We start from the raw sequence: 16,370 nt of genomic DNA, 5'->3' as shown, positions 1-16,370 counted from the left end.
ATGACAATCTTAGGATGAATTATAATTGGATTTTTTCTTAGTTTATTATTTATTTTTATTGGTTTTTTATGATGATTTTATCAAAAAAAACAACAACTTTTTTTTCAAATTTTTAAACAACTAGAAGTTGAAAATCAAGAATATATTAATAATAATTTATCAAAATTAACTTTGCAAGAAATTAACGTTAAATTTAAATTAGAGCCAGGTGAAAAAGTATTTAGTAATATTCCTGTTACTGTTTATCTTCAACATAAATTAAAAAATAATCAAACTCATTCCAAATATACAATTCCATTTGAAAATGGAATTAGTGTTGGTTATGGGCAAGGTAAAAGAATTAAAGAAATGTATCAAATTCCATATCAAAATGGTCATATGTTTATTACAAACCAAAGAATTTTAATTATAAATGAAGACATTACTACAACTTGACCATTAAGTGAAATTAATAATCTTGAATTAAGTATTTTTCGAATTAATAATATTCTATATCAAGGCTTTTATTTATATACGGAACAAAAACGTTTTATGATTATTGTAAAAGGTTTAGAAACGCCATATCTAATTTATAAGGTGCGAAAGTATGAATCATAATTATTTAATTGGAATTATTTTATTTAGTACTATTTTAGGTGTTGCGATAATTATTGTTGCTATTTTAGCTTTATGCCAGCAACAAAAAATAAAAAATTTTAAACAAAAGAAAAATGAACTACAAAAAATGATTGATAACAATCAAACATTGTTAAATGATAATTTAGTCGTAATTAAAATTAAATATGAATTGCCAAAAAATGAAATTTGTTATTATCAAGCACCAATTATTGGCTATGAAATAACAAAACCAAAAGAACTTCAACAAAATATCTACTACTTAACTCAACAAATGAAAGAGCAATATTATATCGAATACTTGGCTGGTTATTTAAATCTTACTACTAATAATGGTAAGAAAACAATTAATGGAACCATTTATGTTACAAATTACCGCTTAGTTTTTGAAACTAAAGATCAAAATCTTATTATTTGATTAAAAAATATTAATTTTGTTTTACCAAGTATTTTTAATCTTAATGGTTTTTATCAAATCGGTTTTTTTATTAGTACTACTGAAAAAATTTATCGCTTTATTACAAATGATGTTAAAATATCAATGACAATTTTTAAAATATGACAACAAAATAGGGGAGGCTAAATAAACAATGAAAATGCATATTATTTTAGTTTTTTCATTAATCTTAATGTTAGCTTTATATACTTTTCATACTTTATTTTTTATTCATTATCAAAAACAAAAAGAAAATAATAATACAATTAAAGAATATAAATGAAAAGCAATGATAATTTTTATCTTTATTACCATCTATCTGCTTTTAATTCCACTTAATATTTTTATTATTATTGATTATATTTTATTAATGACTTTATCAAATATCTCAAATACATTTGCTTATTTATTTGTAATTATGGCAATTTGTAATTATGGCTTAATTTTAAGTTATTTAATTATTCAAACATTAGTTAATAATAGTTTATGAATTAAAGTAAATGATGAAACCATTTTCTTTTTAGATGAAGAAATTATCTTATCGCAAGTGATTGGTATTGATATCAATGGTTTGTTTAATAAAGTTATTTATAAAGTTGATGGAGAAATTGAAAAAAAAGTTATTGTTGGGAAAAAAACATTTGAATTTTTAGAACAAATTAAATTAACAAATTAAAAAGCAATCAACTCGTTTTCCCAGCAGGTTGATTGCTTTTTTCTGTTTGGGTAACAAAAATAATTATATTGGCGAAATAAGGATTTATGTAAATTATTTTTTTATGTTAACTTAATTAATAAAAAGAAAAGATAAGAGATAACATAAAGGGGAGAGATAGTAGTATAATTATAAATCCTTTATATAATTATTCTGTTTACTTTATAGATTTAGGAAAAATACTTTTCCTTATCCATAGTATACTATTAATATTAAAATAATACAATATTTTTTTATTTTTTAATAAAATAAAATATTTTTCCAAAATAAAAATATGAACTTTGCTAGCATTTTTCCATAATGTTAGTTATTTACCTTTATAAATTTCTAACGCTTTTTTAACAGACATTTTGTAATCAACTATTTTATTAATTGTGGGGCGGTTTTTTAAAAACTTATTACAATATTTTGCTGTTGGATCATATTTTTTTTGTTGTAACTCAGGATTAAAAATTCGAAAAAATGGTTGAGCATCAAATCCCGTCCCTGCTGCTCATTGTCATGAGCATTGATTTATAATAGGGTCATAATCTATTAACTGTTGAGCAAAATATTGTTCGCCTTTACGTCAATCAATTTGTAAATTCTTAACTAAAAACGAAGCACAAACCATTCTTGCTCGATTATGTAATAACCCTGTTTCTTTTAACTCTTTCATTCCAGCATCAATAAAATCATAACCAGTTTCACCATTTTGCCACTTTTGTAATCATTCTGGATTATTTATACAGTCAATTGTTATTTTTTTATTTCAATTTTCACTAAAAGATCATTGTTGATGTAATTGCGCATTATAAGTTACTTGATAATAAAAATCTCGCCATGCTAATTGACGCGCAAAAGCGTTATCAAAAACACAAAATTTTTCAATGCTTCAAAGATAACATTGTCGAATTGAAATAACACCAAATTTTAAAGCAGTACTAATTTTTGCTGTACTAGTTTCTAAATCAACAAAATCACGAGTTTGATGATAGTTTTGATCTAACTGAAAAATTGCTGTTTTAATTTTTTCAGCTACTAATGGTAAATTAAAATCACTAGATTTAACATTTGTAATGTCTTGTAAAATCTCAAGATTTTTTAATTGTTGGGGCAAAAAGGATTTAACCTTATAAGTAACAATCTTATTATCGTTAAAATGTCCTTTTAATTTATTTCAAAATGGTGTAAAAACAGTATAATATCCATTTTGAGTAGTTTTTATTGTTAATGGTTCTATTAATACATAATCATCAAATTCACGATAAATAAAATTATAGTCTTTTGATAACTGACGCATTGCTTTACTTCGGTTAAGAGCAAATGGTGTATAATCACGGTTTGTATATATTTTATTAATTTTATAACCTTGGTCTAATAAAAATTTAATTCCGGTTTGTTCATTTTCACTTTTTAGAAAATTAACATGAACCTTTTTCCTTAATTGTTTTAAACAATGAACCATTGCTTGAAAACTACGAGGTGAAAAATAATTATTTGCTTTTATTTGTTCTTTTGTAAAAATAAATAATAAATAAATTTTATCTTCTTCATTAGCCAACTGAGCAAGACCAAGATTATCTTCAATTCTAAAATCACGATGAAAAATAAAAATGTTCATTAATTACAACCACTTTCTAATTTATTTTTTATCATTATACTATAAATATGCTGTCACATAAAAAAATATTAAATTTAATCTAATACACATTTATTCCAATTTAAGTTATAATTATATATAGATATTAAAGAGAAACGGGGAGTTAGAATGGGAGTACCAACATTTTGTCCAATTCATTTAAAAATTCATGAATGTTCAAAAAATATTAATAAAGCTATTTCAAGAGCAACTGAAAATAAGATTAAAGTAAAAATGAATCGAATGCTAAATCCAGCTACAACTAGTAATGAACCTATTAAACCAGCAGTAGTTGAAAAGGGAACAATTCAATATATTTTAGAAAATGCTAAAAAAAATAATGAAAACATTAAACACAAATTAGGATTTACAAATGAAGATGAAAAAGCGATTGGTGTTGATGAAAATAATATTAAAGCAAAAATGGCTCGTTTACGTGCTGCAGTTACCAACCAACAAGAAGTAGGTGAAAGAGATAATAATAATTTATCTTCCCTTACTCGTACTAGTAAAGTTGAACCAACTATTATCTTAACTGCAACAGAAATTGAAGCTTTAATTGAAAAAGCTGTTGTTAAAGCAATTTCAAAAGAAAAAAATAATAAAAAGAAAAGGGGAAAATAAAAAAAGATTTACTTCCCCTTTTCTTTTTATTATTCTGGTTAAATATATTTCGTTAAGTCAGTAACATCTTCTGGCCGAATTAACGTAATTTCTATTGTTTTTTATATCACTAGCAATTTTCTAGTGATTTATTTTATATGAAATACCAATACTATTTGGTAATCCAATATTTTAAATAAATATCAGTTACATCAATATAACACTCATCAATTGAAGCCACTTCAATTTTGTCAGTATCATGCATACTAAATAAGGTCCTGGAAAATTTCTTTTGTCTTATTAAAGGCCAAAGGGTCCTGTATATTTATAAATTTTTTTAAAAATAAAATTATAACCAAAAATATATGTAAACTGAATACTTCGTGAATAACTACGAGCAATAATTCAATCATCATATAACTCCGGAAACTGTTTTTTAACAAATTGTCGCATTTCTGTTTCATATCAATTTTCTAAATTTTGCTTAAAATGTCCATTAAAACTTAATAAAATTAAATATGCTGCAATAATAAAAATTAATAATAAATTTAAAACTCCATAGCGATTAATAAAGTAAAAGAAATTGCTATGATCTAACAAGGCGGGATTAGTTTTTAGAATAACAATAAAAATAATTGTAAATAATGAGACAATAATAAAGAATAACAATAATAATGGTGGAGCCAAATATAATAAGAAATGAATTGTTTGAACATGTTTATTTTTTAAATATAATTGGGTTGCAAAAAATGTTCGCCCTAAAACATAATCTAATCCCATCCCCGATAAAAAATAAGACTGATTAAATAATTGTAAATCATTAATATAAAATGTTTTCTTTTTATAAGAATGTGTAATTAAAACTTGGCCTTGTTTACGAACAACTTTTAAACCAGTAATTTTCTTTTTTGTTAAATAGCGATCAATTACTTCTAATGAAATCATTGATTGACTTGGAGCATTATTTAAATTTGGAATTGTAACTAAAATATTTCGGTAAGATAAAATTAAAAAAATTAATATAATAATATTAATCGCAATAAAAAATCCAATTAAAATAAAGGCTATTTCACTATTTCCTAATATCATCGTAATCATCCTCTACTATATATTATAACTTGAAAGTGTAAACATTAATAGGTTATTGTGTTAAAAAATATTTTTTCTTTTCTTTTTACTCTAATTGTTATCTTTTGTAAGAGTTGTTTCCTCAATTAATTCAATCTCCCCAGTTTTAACTTTTTGTAATCGTTCTTTAACTATTGATAAGGATAATAAACTACCATTATTTAATTTCATTTGTAACAATTTTTTTCGTTCTTCATTATTGGGATCAGATGCTAATTTTAATAAACGCAAACGTTGTTCATAATTTAAATTATTTGGATCTAGCACATCCTCATCATTAATAAAGATTGCTTCTTTTTTACTTGAATTAATATTTATTTTAGCATTTTTTAAGATATTGCTCATTGTTAATGATTCATTGTCTAAGATTTCATCTGAAATTAGCGGTATTCCATCATTACTATTAGATAAGGATAAATTATCATTATTTTTACCCTGTACTTTTGAAAGTAAAACTGGATTATTAAAATATTTTTGGTCAGAATAAACCTCATCACCACCAACGCATGGAGTGGCGTCTAGTACAACTTGAGCTGGTTTATTTAATAATTCTTCTAATGATTTAGGAACATAAAAACTATATTTTCGGCGTCCTTCAATCCGTGGTTCTTGAACTCGATTTCGTAGAACATCTAATTTATGCGTAATTAAATTAGCTTTTGATTTTTGCCAACGATCATAAATTTGATTAACATCAAGTGCTGGAGTAACCATATCATTTTCATTAAATGGAACAAATCGATTCTTATTATTTAAATTTAATTCATCTAAATCAGTTAATTCTGTTGCTTGGTTAATTTCTGCCCCTTCTATTGGTTGAAATTCAGAATAATCTAATTCATCATAATTATCATTGTGATCAAAAACATCATTTTGAACATTATTTTGTTTAACATTAAATTTATTATTGTAATATGAATATGTCTCAAATTCATTTGTTAATCTAATAATTTTATCAACAGAATTTTGATTATTATTTAATATCGTTTTATTTTGCAAAATTGAAGTTGGTCGTTTTGCTGGATCAAATTCATTTGGGTCATAATCATCTCAATAATCAATTACTTTTTTATTATTTTCCATTATTAAAACCCCCATACTTTTTTACCTATTTATTATACTATAAAATTAAGGTGAAAAAAAGGGTTCAGATAGACATTGTTATTGCAATTGCAATATTAGTATTATGATGTAAGAAACTTAATTCTTTTGTAAACTTAATTTCTTCTGTTGATTTAAGTGGTTTACGACTTATTTTAGCAATTACAATTCCAATTGGAGCAAAAAACAAGTATGATAATGATCTGGTATGACCCAAACCAATAATGCACCGGTAATAACAATAATTGGTAAATCTTCAGCTAAATTTAACCCCGCTAAATTTAAAACACTAACAAATATTACTGATAAGTAAAATAAGACATGGCCAGTTAAATAAATATATTTATAAGTGGTAATCCGTGCTAATAAAATATTTAATAACATTTCACAAATCATAATTAATGATCCAGCTAACACAATTTTTGGTAAACTATTTAAAAATAACCCAAGAATAACATCATTATTAGTAATAATCCCATTAATTCCAAACAATAAATTAAAAGCACTTCCTAATTTACCAACTTCACCAGCTAAAATCCCAGCTCCCCCACCAATAATTAAAAACCCGATAGTTGTTTTAATTGTTGCTGAAATTGTTTCGGTTAATTTCTTGCATTGTAATAAACAACCAACAAGAGCAAATAAACCAATTAAAATTGCCAATGTACCAAATAAATTCTTTAAAGAAATTTAAAACATAATAGCCAGCTGTTAAAGATAAAAAACTTGACATTTTTATCCCTCCTTGCTAATTATCATATTTTTAGTATTAAAATAACGAAGGTTTCTTCTAACATCTTAAATCAAGATAACATATGTAATATATGTTATGTTGATTTTATTTTTTTTCTTTTTTTTGCCATTTGTTTTCTTCTTTTTGGTAATAACTAGTAAAATTGTAAATTTTTTGCAAATTTATGCAAAAGTATTTCTAATGTTAATTATTTGGTAAAACAAAGTATTACATTATTGGCAAAAGATATTAAATCTAATTTTATTTTGCACGTTTCATTGAATTCATAACCTTTTTAATATCTGCTTCGGACGGTTTGCGTCCCATTTGCATATACATTGCCCGAATTTGTTTTTCAGTAATTGGGGGATTATCACGTAATTGTTTTTGCACAATTTTTTTGGTAATTAAAAATCCTAAAATCCCACCAATAACTAAACAACCAATCCCAATAATAAGCCCTCCTCATCAAGGCATTCTTGTTGTCCTCCTTTTTTATAATAAGTAATTATTAGCATAATTCCTATAATATTTTAACATATTTTTTAAAAAAAGTTTTATTTTCCTGGTTTTTTGTGGAAACCATATACATTTAAGACCAGTTCTATCGTTAGATTAAGTATACCAATTTTTTATTAATTTTTAAATCAACTAAATTAAATTTAAAAAATGACAAAGTACATTCAAATGCATTAGTAGCAGCCAATTTATTTCAGCCAGGACTTTCGTCTCTAATATTCGTTTTTTCGTAATTAAGACATTTATATAATTCATCATATAGGTAACCATATTTTTTATAACTATATCTTCACCATTAATATTTTTAGTAACAGTTAAATTTTTTGAAAAATATATTTTTTCAGAAGATAACAAGCGTTTTATCGTAAAATGTCGATCAACTATTTTTCATCCTTTTTCACCCGTAACCAAAATCCGACTAATACTATTTTCAAGATTTTTTTTAATCTCAATTATGATTAATAATTAATTTTTCTCGAACAAAATCGTCTACTGTTCGTGCATCATGCCTTGAAATTGATTGTTTTTCTAAAATATAAATTTCAGTTGGAACATTATTTTTGTTTATTTCTACCCCAACTAAAATTTGGGTAGTATTCATTATTTTTAGGTTTTTAATAAAATTAAGTAATTAGAAACAAATTATGTCCCGCTTATGGCTAAATGATAACAAAATTTTTAAAAAATTCAACCTTTTTAAAAATTATATTTTTAATTAAATAAATAATCTTATAAAATTATGAATTTTGCCACAATAAAAAGTACTTTTTAAAGTTATTACTAATTTTAAAAAGTTTTTTATTTATGAAACATGTAAAATGAAGTGCAACAAATCTTTATAAAATGATAAAAATTGGAACACTGAAAATCATCACCTAAGAAAACCATTATCTCAGGTAAAATATTTGTTATATCTTCTTTAACATTATATAACTTGTACTGTTATCTTGGATTGTGGTATTTTACTGAATTTGTAATTTAAAATTCAATTGAATAGTCAATTGGTTCATCGTTTAATTGTGATAACATCTTTTATGATGGTTTTAACATTATTATTGTCCTCCTTGCTCTTAATTAAGAGCATTGATAATAAATTCATTATTTTTTAATTGTATGTTTAAAGTGGCATTTACTTGTAATTTAACATCAACAATTAACTCATCAATATTTTTAATATTGAATGTTCTGCTGTTTAAAATAGCATTATCATATTTAATTAACTTAATAATAAATTCAGTTAATTTAATTTCTCTAATGTATATCATTTGTTCATAAGAAGCGTTTGTTTGAATATTTACTCCCACAACTTCTTCGGCTTGATTTTGTTGTGCTCCTTTAGCAATAGCGGGAACATGATGATGATTTAAACAATTTTTGCTTTTAAATTATTTCAACGTTCAAGTTTTTATTTTTTTCTTCAATTGATTTATCAAAAATTTTAATTAAGTTATTTTCATAAGCTACTAAAATTTCATTATCATATAATTCTAAATCAATTAAACCATGAAATAACATATAGCCTTTATATTTTTTATTTGACTCTTTTTTTACATTATCTTTTATAGATCTAGCTCAAAAACTCAATTGGGGAATTATACCAATTAAAAATCAGTCTTCTTTAAATTTATCTTTAAAAACAAAACAAGAAGCTAATATAAATGAACGTTCAGGTGTATTAATGAAAATCGAACCCGATTTCGTATTTTTGTGTTCGAGCATGACATCCTGCTTCACAGTTCAAAATTTCACGCATAAACTTTCTCTTTTCTTAAATTTTTTAATAATTTTGTTGTACTTTTTTTAAATTTAATATGTGGAATATCTGCTGTTTTAACAGAAACATCACCATAAATTGGTGTTCTAATATAATTTCTTGTAACATATTATGTTATTTTTGGTTTAGTTGTTTTTTTTAATTGTTTTAAACTGTAAAAAATTAGTTTCTTTAAATGTTCTTCATTCACTTATAATTATAAATTATTTATTTCTTTTTCTTAAATCAATAATTTAATATCTTTTTCTAGTTATTTTCTTAATTTAATTATACATAAAAATATCCATAATCAAAAACAAAATAAATCTCTTCACTCAAAATAAAAAAAGACAATAAAGAATATTACCTTTGCTATAGTTTTAATATTACATAAAAATCATATTGCTAGTTATTGTTATATATTTATTATTTTAACTTAATCCCTAATTCATTCAACTGTTTCTCCTCAACTGGACTTGGTGAAGCTGTCATTAGATCAGTTCCTGTTGTATTCTTCGGAAAAGCAATCACATCTCGAATTGATTCACTATTCGTTAAAATCATTGCTAACCGATCAAGTCCAAATGCAATTCCACCATGGGGTGGAACACCATAATTAAAAGCATTTAAAAATCAACCAAATTTGTTCTCAATTTCTTGGTTTGATAATTCTAATGATTTAAACATTCGGGTTTGAACTTCACTTTGGTTAATACGAATGCTTCCTCCCCCAATTTCATAACCATTTAAAATTAAGTCATAAGCATCAGCACGCGCAGTTGCCATTTTCTGCTCAAAATTATCAATAAATTCACTAGTTGGCGCGGTAAAAGGATGATGAGCTGCTTCATAACGTTGATTTTCATCTGATCATTCATATAATGGTCAATTAACAATTCATAAGAAGTGATATTCATTCTGTGGAATTAAAGCAAACATTTTAGCTAATGCTACTCGGACTGCTCCTAAAGCTTGGCAAGTAACTGCTTTTTCATCACTAACAAAGAAGAATGTTCCAGTTTGTTTATTACATTTTTGTAATAGTTTTGCTTTTTCATCATCACTAAGTACTTTTGCAAGTGGTCCTTCTCAATTTTTCTTTTCTTGCTTAACTCATGCTAACCCTTGTGCTTTGTTTTGCTGGGCAATCCGTGTTAATTCTTCAACTTGTTTTTTGCTGACTAATTTGGGAAGAAAAATCACTTTTAAACTCAACTCCTTTTTTAAAGCTGTTGCAAAGACTCTAAATTCAGTTTTCGCAAAAATATCTTTTGCATCAAATAACTTTAAATCATAACGTGTATCTGGTTTATCAGTGCCATATTTTTCAATTGCTTCATTATAATCCATCCGAAGAAAGGGAGTTTTAATTTTAACTTTCATCACATCTTGCATAATTGTTTGAAATAATGTTTCAACAAAATGGATAATATCATCGCGCTCAACAAAACTCATTTCTAAATCTAATTGCGTAAATTCTGGTTGACGATCACTTCGTAGGTCTTCATCGCGAAAACACTTTGCAATTTGAAAATATTTATCAAATCCAGCTAACATTAATAACTGTTTAAACAATTGCGGTGATTGTGGCAACGCATAAAAATTATGGGGATTTAAACGCGAGGGAACTAAGAAATCACGGGCACCTTCTGGTGTTGATTTGTTTAAAATTGGTGTTTCAATATCAATAAATTGATGATCATGACAAAATTGCCTAATTGTTTGCACTAATTGATTTCGTAACATAATTTTTTGTTGCATTATTGGTCGACGTAAATCTAAATAACGATATTTCATTCGAACATCTTCTAACGCATCAGTAACATCATTAATAATTAATGGCGGTGTTTCGGCTTTTGATAAAATTGTGACTTGTTTAGCTGCAATTTCAATTGCACCGGTTGGTAATTCTAAATTCTTACTTTTTCGTTCAATTACAATACCTTCAACACTAATAACAAATTCATTTCTAATTGTTTTAATCATGGCATATTGGGGATGCTCTGGTTGGACAACAACTTGTGTAATACCTGTTCGATCACGTAAATCTAAGAAAATAATTCCCCCTAACCGACGATTCTTTGCCACTCAACCACTTAAAACAACCTTTGCTTTAACATTTTTTAATGTTAATTCACCACAAGTATGTGTTCTCTTCATTATTTTTTCTCCTTACTTAAAACTGTAATAATCTTGTCAAACTTAACTTCTTGTTCTTTTCCTGTTTGTTGGTTTTTAATTTTTACAACGTTTTTTTTCAATTCTTCATCACCAATAATAATAGAATTCTTTGCTTTCAAACGCTCTAATGATTTAAACTGAGCTTTAACACTACGTGTTAAATAATCACAATCAACACAAAAACCACTTGCTCGAAGTAATAACAACAAAGAAGTAGCAAAATAACGCGCATTATCAGATAAACAAATTAAATAAGCATCAAGATAAGCCTCATCAGCTAGGACAATATCATTCGCAGCTAAAGTTAATAACAATCGTTCTAATCCTAAAGCAAAGCCTACAGCTGGATAATCTAAGCTTGGTTCAAAGGTGTGTACTAATTGGTCATACCGTCCACCACCTAGTAAAGTTAATTCTCGCTCTGCTTCCCCAATCACAATTTCAAAAACAACGCCAGTATAATAATCTAATCCTCGTACTAATTGCGCATCTAAGGTAAAAGGAATTCCTAATTTAGTTAACAACTTTTGAATTGCCACAAATTCTTCATTTTCTGTTGGGGTTTCATAATCATAAATCTTTGGCGCATTACTAAATTTATCATGATCAATTTTGCAATCTAATACTCGTAATGGATTCTTTTGTACTCGAATTTGACAATTAGCACATAATGTTTGTTCTTGGAAGAAAGTTGTTAAGACACCAAGATACTTTGTTCGTGCTGCTCCAATTGTTAAATAATTTAGTTTTAATGTTAAGTTTGTTAATCCAAGTGTTTTTAATAAATTAAAACCAAGTAAAATAACTTCAACATCTAATAAATAATTCTTAGCTCCGACCACTTCAACTCCAAACTGATTAAATTGACGTAAACGGCCATGTTGAGGTCGTTCATAACGAAACATATTCCCAAGGTAAAATAATTTTAATGGTAATTCATATTTCCCATATAGTTTATCTTCAATAATACTGCGAATAACAGGTGCGGTTCCTTCTGGACGTAAAACAAATGCTCGCTCTTTTTTATCTAATAACTCAAACATTTCTTTGCTAACAATATCGGTTTCTGATCCTACTGAACGCACAAATAAATCTTTTGCTTCGAAAATTGGAGTTCTAATTTCATGATAGTTATATTGCATAGCAAGACTACGCAACATTAATTCTAGGGCACTTAATTCACTTGCTTTTTCATAATAAAGATCTTCAGTTCCTCGTGGTTTTTGCATATTCATAACTTTCTTCCCTTCTAAATAAAAAACTAAAAGATTGCTTAGGAACGAAAAATCGCGGTGCCATCCTATTTAATTATCTTTTAGTTAATGCGCTTACTTGTTAAAATCTATTAAATTTTATCTTCATGTTGTCATCACGCTTTAAAATTCCAATAGTTTCTACCAGCCACTATTTCTTTGTTCAATTATTGTCAATAATAATTTCTTTCAATTAAAATTATACCTATTTTTTTTAGAAAGGTAAAATAAATTAGCAATTTATCTTTTAAAAACCATTCATACATTCAATCAAAATAAATTGAATTTTTAAAATATTGATTATATATATCAAAATAAAATTTTATTATTTTATTTATTATTTTATTATAATTAGATAAATATTGTAGAAATTACACACATTTTGTATTTTTGGTTTTTACAGTTTTGGAAAGTAAATTTTTTTTAATATTTTTAATTAAGGAGTTTAAATTATGTAAACAAATCAATATTTTATTTTGCGGTCGTTAGTGAAAAAATAAATATTATAAAAAAATAAAACAAAAAATATTTTCATATATTAATTTGTGTAATGATTATTATATTAATAATGATAAATTTTTGTTGAAATATTTAATTAAAAAATATTTTAAAAATAAATTTTCAACTTTTTATTATTGAGCGAATATAATTTTAATTGCATATAAAGGCATCGTGTATATTCAAGTTACAAATTTATATCTCTTGTTAATTTGATGATAACATCATTTAAAATAAATGCAACTCTTTTTTAAAAAAATAAAATATTTTATAAATATAGCTTAATTTAACCATATTTAAGCACAATAAAAAGGATTTATTAAGAATTTTAATAAATTTATTTAATATTCTGTAAAAATATTTCTTTTGCAGTTATTCAATTTAAACAGGGCCGTATTTTTTTATTAATTACATCATTAACTACTCAATTTAATCGTTTCTGACTAACTTTATTAAAATCAGTTCCCCTATGAAATCAATGTCTTAATTCACTATTCATATATTCAATTAAAGGTTTTTGACGAAGTTTACCAACATCACAAAAATATACTTGTGTTTCAGCGAATATTTCTAATTCTCTTCATTAAATTATTTACTTTAACTAATTCTTTAAACTTTTCAAAAACTTCATTAGCAGTATGATTTTCTAATTTTATTGCAAAATATTTTCTACTTGATTGTTCTACTAATATTTGTCGTGCTATTTCTGACATATTAATTGTTCCATTTTTCTTTTTGCAACTATCAGATAAAAATAAATCCTTAAAAAATTTTCTCTCATCAAATTTAATATGTGTATAATCTTGCATTTATGAATCTCCAATCTTTTAAAGTTATTTATACACTATTTTTACAAAACTATTGACAATTATTTTTAAAGTTATAAAATTAAGGTATAATAATTTTTAAATTTGTATCTCTAAAAACTTGTTTTACAAAAAAGACTTGAAAAAGTATTTTTTTAATTATAAAATAAACATAATAAAAATAATATTAAGTTTTTTAATACATTTTGCTAGGTTTTTAGTTCTTGATAAGTTTCTTTAATACTCTTTTATTTAATCATAATTATTAAATAATAGCAATTTTAATATGCAAAAAGGAGTAAAAAATGGCAAATTTTAGAACAATTAGCGACAAAACTACAGCATTTTTACAACAAAAAGGCAACAAATTAAGTAATAAAAGAGCATATTTATACTATTTAAAACTACCATTTAATAATTGAAAAGATGAAATTGATGCAAAAGCTGCTGATTTTATTGAAGATATGATAAATAAATTAGAAATATAGCAAGAATTATCATTATTAAATGACTCCTATGGGGGGTAAGAAAATTTATTTTGATAAATATGTTAAAGATATAAATGTTTCTAACTCTAATATTGTTATTCAATTTGATAAAGAAGAATTACCTAAAATAAATGAGGTAATTAAAGATGCTTAAACACTTTTTACATTTAGATGAAATACCAAGATGGTTTTATCAACAAAATATTCCTAATGCATACTTATTTAAGTAATGATATTGTAAGAGATCAATTAGAAATGGAAAGAAGATGACCATCAAGAGCAAGAGTATGAAGTTGAGGATTACCTGGACAAGTACAGGGTGCTGTATTTGCTGAATATCTTAAATTTACTAAATTAACTTGAACTTTTGATAAAATCCTTGCTGGTGTTGATTATGCTCAAGCAGATAGTCCAAATGCACATAAAACAAGTGCTAGTTTATGAGTAGTACCAGTTCCTGATGGGTCAATACCTATTTTTATCAAGTTGCTCAATCCTCATCGTTATTATTAATTACTGGTGTTACATTTGAGATATCATCTTCTTTAACGACATTATCATTTGTGTCTGCTATTTCTGGATAAGATGGGGTAAAATTTATATTATTTGATAATGGTTCATCGCTAATTTGCCCCTTATTTTTGACGACAGTAATATCATTAAAAGGTATATATTCAAAATTACCATCTTCTTTAATTTCTTTTTCATCTAAATCAATATCAAAAATATCAATCCCCATTTCTAATGCTAATTTACGATATAATTTTGCTTCAACCATTTTTTTTGGTCATTTATTTCAAGGTGAATATTCACTATTTACACTTGGACTACTATTTTTTAATCGTTCAATATCTGCTTTTCTTAATAAAATACCTTGATAATTTCCATTTTTATCTTTTTCAAAAGCATATGCACCAATTATTATTTCATTATAATCACACCAATAGTATTAGTATTTACATTACTATCTCATTGTGCTTTAATTTCATTTTTAACAATTTTTTCATCAATAACTAAATAAGTCTTAATTAAATTAATTAGTTCTAATTTATTTGCATTTTCTAAAAAATCATTATCAATTCCAATTACTTCAATATCTTTTATTAATATTTTTTCTTTTATTAAATTAATACCAACTTTTTTTAATTCTTTTGGTTCTAATGATTTATCAATTTGCTCAATTTGTTCCATTACACGAACTTGTTCATCTTGAATTTGGTCTATATCAAGACCCATATCTGGTGTTAAACTATTTGCTTTTTCAAGTAATTCTTGTTTTTTTAATTCTTGTTCTTTAAATAATTCATTTTGTTTTTTAATGCGTACTTGATTAATATTATTTTTAATTTCAATTTTATGATTTTCAATACATTTTTCTAAATTAATAGTATTAGTACAAATCCGATTTAAATCATCTTTAAATGGTTTAATTATTTCTGATAGTTCTTTAAAAACAATATTTACTTTACTTACAAGACTAGGAATATCTTTTAAATTCACATCTTTATAAGCAGTTGTAGCATAATAATTACGATGACGATAAATAAATTCTGCTAATTCTTGCCCATTTTCATCCATTCATTTTTTAATATTTAATGCTTTTAAACTTAATTCTTTAAAATCATTACCTTTAATAAGAAAAGGAAAAGAAACATTTTGAACTATATTATTCATTATTTAATTTATTCTCCTTATTAGGTAATTGTTTTTGTTTTAATTCAGTAAGTTCTTGTTCAAGTGCATCATTTTCTTCTTGTAATTTATCAAATTTAATTGATTCTGTTATAGTCATTATTCATCCTCCTCAATAATATATAATTGTTCTAATTGTTCTTCTGTGATTTTAATACCATATAAAATATTTATTTAATAAACAATGTTATAAATAATGTTCATATAATGTTTATTTATTGTAATAAA

General features: G+C 24.9%; 19 protein-coding genes and 2 pseudogenes. 7 read left to right on the top strand and 14 right to left on the bottom strand.

Going from position 1 to position 16,370, the window contains the following annotated elements; genetic code table 4:
- From SKUN_RS03690 to SKUN_RS03680, 3 genes are read left to right on the top strand one after another with little or no spacing between them, the layout of a single operon-like run.
- On the top strand, nucleotides 1-597 hold the full coding sequence (locus tag SKUN_RS03690; protein WP_053390901.1) for a hypothetical protein: 597 nt from the start codon (nucleotides 1-3) through the stop codon (nucleotides 595-597).
- A complete protein-coding gene (locus SKUN_RS03685; RefSeq protein ID WP_053390900.1) occupies nucleotides 587-1,198 on the top strand; it encodes a hypothetical protein in 612 nt (203 codons plus the stop codon). The genes SKUN_RS03690 and SKUN_RS03685 overlap by 11 nt, the downstream gene beginning before the upstream one ends.
- A 7-nt stretch (nucleotides 1,199-1,205) precedes the next feature.
- A complete protein-coding gene (locus SKUN_RS03680; protein ID WP_053390899.1) occupies nucleotides 1,206-1,727 on the top strand; it encodes a hypothetical protein in 522 nt (173 codons plus the stop codon).
- Nucleotides 1,728-2,073: 346 nt separating this feature from the next.
- On the opposite strand, the gene SKUN_RS03675 is transcribed toward SKUN_RS03680, so the two are convergent.
- Nucleotides 2,074-3,369, bottom strand: coding sequence for a cryptochrome/photolyase family protein (locus SKUN_RS03675; protein ID WP_053390898.1), 1,296 nt, complete (start codon nucleotides 3,367-3,369; stop codon nucleotides 2,074-2,076).
- 147 nt (nucleotides 3,370-3,516) lie between these two features.
- Here SKUN_RS03675 and SKUN_RS03670 point away from each other — a divergent pair, with 147 nt between their 5' ends.
- Nucleotides 3,517-4,011, top strand: a complete 495-nt coding sequence (locus SKUN_RS03670; RefSeq protein ID WP_053390897.1) for a hypothetical protein — start codon at nucleotides 3,517-3,519, stop codon at nucleotides 4,009-4,011.
- 279 nt (nucleotides 4,012-4,290) lie between these two features.
- Here the strand turns inward: SKUN_RS03670 and SKUN_RS03665 are convergent, their stop codons facing one another.
- The 10 genes and pseudogenes from SKUN_RS03665 to SKUN_RS08380 all read right to left on the bottom strand — a co-directional run.
- Nucleotides 4,291-5,079 (bottom strand): hypothetical protein, encoded by a 789-nt coding sequence (locus SKUN_RS03665; RefSeq protein WP_053390896.1) that lies wholly within the window; start codon nucleotides 5,077-5,079, stop codon nucleotides 4,291-4,293.
- A gap of 90 nt (nucleotides 5,080-5,169) precedes the next feature.
- On the bottom strand, nucleotides 5,170-6,201 hold the full coding sequence (locus SKUN_RS03660; RefSeq protein WP_053390895.1) for a hypothetical protein: 1,032 nt from the start codon (nucleotides 6,199-6,201) through the stop codon (nucleotides 5,170-5,172).
- A 40-nt stretch (nucleotides 6,202-6,241) separates the two neighbouring features.
- Nucleotides 6,242-6,952 (bottom strand): annotated as a pseudogene (locus SKUN_RS03655) (PTS transporter subunit IIC); the annotation flags it as partial.
- A gap of 261 nt (nucleotides 6,953-7,213) precedes the next feature.
- Nucleotides 7,214-7,429, bottom strand: coding sequence for a YneF family protein (locus tag SKUN_RS03650; protein WP_053390894.1), 216 nt, complete (start codon nucleotides 7,427-7,429; stop codon nucleotides 7,214-7,216).
- A gap of 484 nt (nucleotides 7,430-7,913) precedes the next feature.
- Nucleotides 7,914-8,072: a hypothetical protein gene (locus SKUN_RS09190; RefSeq protein WP_158500757.1), complete on the bottom strand. Its 159-nt coding sequence runs from the start codon at nucleotides 8,070-8,072 to the stop codon at nucleotides 7,914-7,916.
- Between the two features lie 469 nt (nucleotides 8,073-8,541).
- The gene (locus SKUN_RS03640) at nucleotides 8,542-8,775 is read right to left on the bottom strand and encodes a hypothetical protein (RefSeq protein ID WP_053390892.1); all 234 of its coding nucleotides are present in this window, start codon (nucleotides 8,773-8,775) and stop codon (nucleotides 8,542-8,544) included.
- Between the two features lie 76 nt (nucleotides 8,776-8,851).
- On the bottom strand, nucleotides 8,852-9,190 hold the full coding sequence (locus SKUN_RS03635; RefSeq protein WP_053390891.1) for a hypothetical protein: 339 nt from the start codon (nucleotides 9,188-9,190) through the stop codon (nucleotides 8,852-8,854).
- 460 nt (nucleotides 9,191-9,650) lie between these two features.
- Nucleotides 9,651-11,384, bottom strand: coding sequence for an aspartate--tRNA ligase (aspS, locus tag SKUN_RS03630; protein ID WP_053390890.1), 1,734 nt, complete (start codon nucleotides 11,382-11,384; stop codon nucleotides 9,651-9,653).
- Complete coding sequence (hisS, locus tag SKUN_RS03625; RefSeq protein ID WP_053390889.1) at nucleotides 11,384-12,640, bottom strand: histidine--tRNA ligase; 1,257 nt, start codon at nucleotides 12,638-12,640, stop codon at nucleotides 11,384-11,386. Before hisS ends, aspS begins: the two co-directional genes overlap by 1 nt.
- Before the next feature lie 853 nt (nucleotides 12,641-13,493).
- Nucleotides 13,494-13,848 (bottom strand): annotated as a pseudogene (locus tag SKUN_RS08380) (IS30 family transposase); the annotation flags it as partial.
- A 419-nt stretch (nucleotides 13,849-14,267) separates the two neighbouring features.
- Between SKUN_RS08380 and SKUN_RS03615 the strand changes: the two are divergent.
- The 3 genes from SKUN_RS03615 to SKUN_RS03610 are packed head-to-tail and all read left to right on the top strand — an operon-like array spanning nucleotide 14,268 to nucleotide 14,963.
- Complete coding sequence (locus SKUN_RS03615; protein WP_053390887.1) at nucleotides 14,268-14,450, top strand: hypothetical protein; 183 nt, start codon at nucleotides 14,268-14,270, stop codon at nucleotides 14,448-14,450.
- Nucleotides 14,451-14,478: 28 nt separating this feature from the next.
- A complete protein-coding gene (locus SKUN_RS11300) occupies nucleotides 14,479-14,604 on the top strand; it encodes a hypothetical protein (RefSeq protein ID WP_268794873.1) in 126 nt (41 codons plus the stop codon).
- Between the two features lie 17 nt (nucleotides 14,605-14,621).
- Nucleotides 14,622-14,963 carry a hypothetical protein gene (locus SKUN_RS03610; protein ID WP_053390886.1) on the top strand — a complete coding sequence of 114 codons (342 nt, stop codon included), beginning with the start codon at nucleotides 14,622-14,624 and terminating at the stop codon, nucleotides 14,961-14,963.
- On the opposite strand, the gene SKUN_RS03605 is transcribed toward SKUN_RS03610, so the two are convergent.
- From SKUN_RS03605 to SKUN_RS11295, 3 genes are all read right to left on the bottom strand, one after another.
- The gene (locus SKUN_RS03605; RefSeq protein ID WP_053390885.1) at nucleotides 14,929-15,228 is read right to left on the bottom strand and encodes a hypothetical protein; all 300 of its coding nucleotides are present in this window, start codon (nucleotides 15,226-15,228) and stop codon (nucleotides 14,929-14,931) included. The two genes, SKUN_RS03610 and SKUN_RS03605, sit on opposite strands and share 35 nt — an antisense overlap.
- 143 nt (nucleotides 15,229-15,371) lie before the next feature.
- A complete protein-coding gene (locus SKUN_RS03600; RefSeq protein ID WP_053390884.1) occupies nucleotides 15,372-16,124 on the bottom strand; it encodes a hypothetical protein in 753 nt (250 codons plus the stop codon).
- Nucleotides 16,117-16,242: a hypothetical protein gene (locus tag SKUN_RS11295; RefSeq protein ID WP_268794794.1), complete on the bottom strand. Its 126-nt coding sequence runs from the start codon at nucleotides 16,240-16,242 to the stop codon at nucleotides 16,117-16,119. The genes SKUN_RS03600 and SKUN_RS11295 overlap by 8 nt, the downstream gene beginning before the upstream one ends.
- Nucleotides 16,243-16,370 lie beyond the last annotated feature (128 nt).

Source organism: Spiroplasma kunkelii CR2-3x (genome assembly GCF_001274875.1).
Classification (GTDB): Bacteria; Bacillota_I; Bacilli_A; order Mycoplasmatales; family Mycoplasmataceae; genus Spiroplasma; species Spiroplasma kunkelii.
The sequence above is the reverse complement of the archived record's forward strand: the minus strand, read 5'-3'. Positions and strand labels throughout refer to the sequence as shown.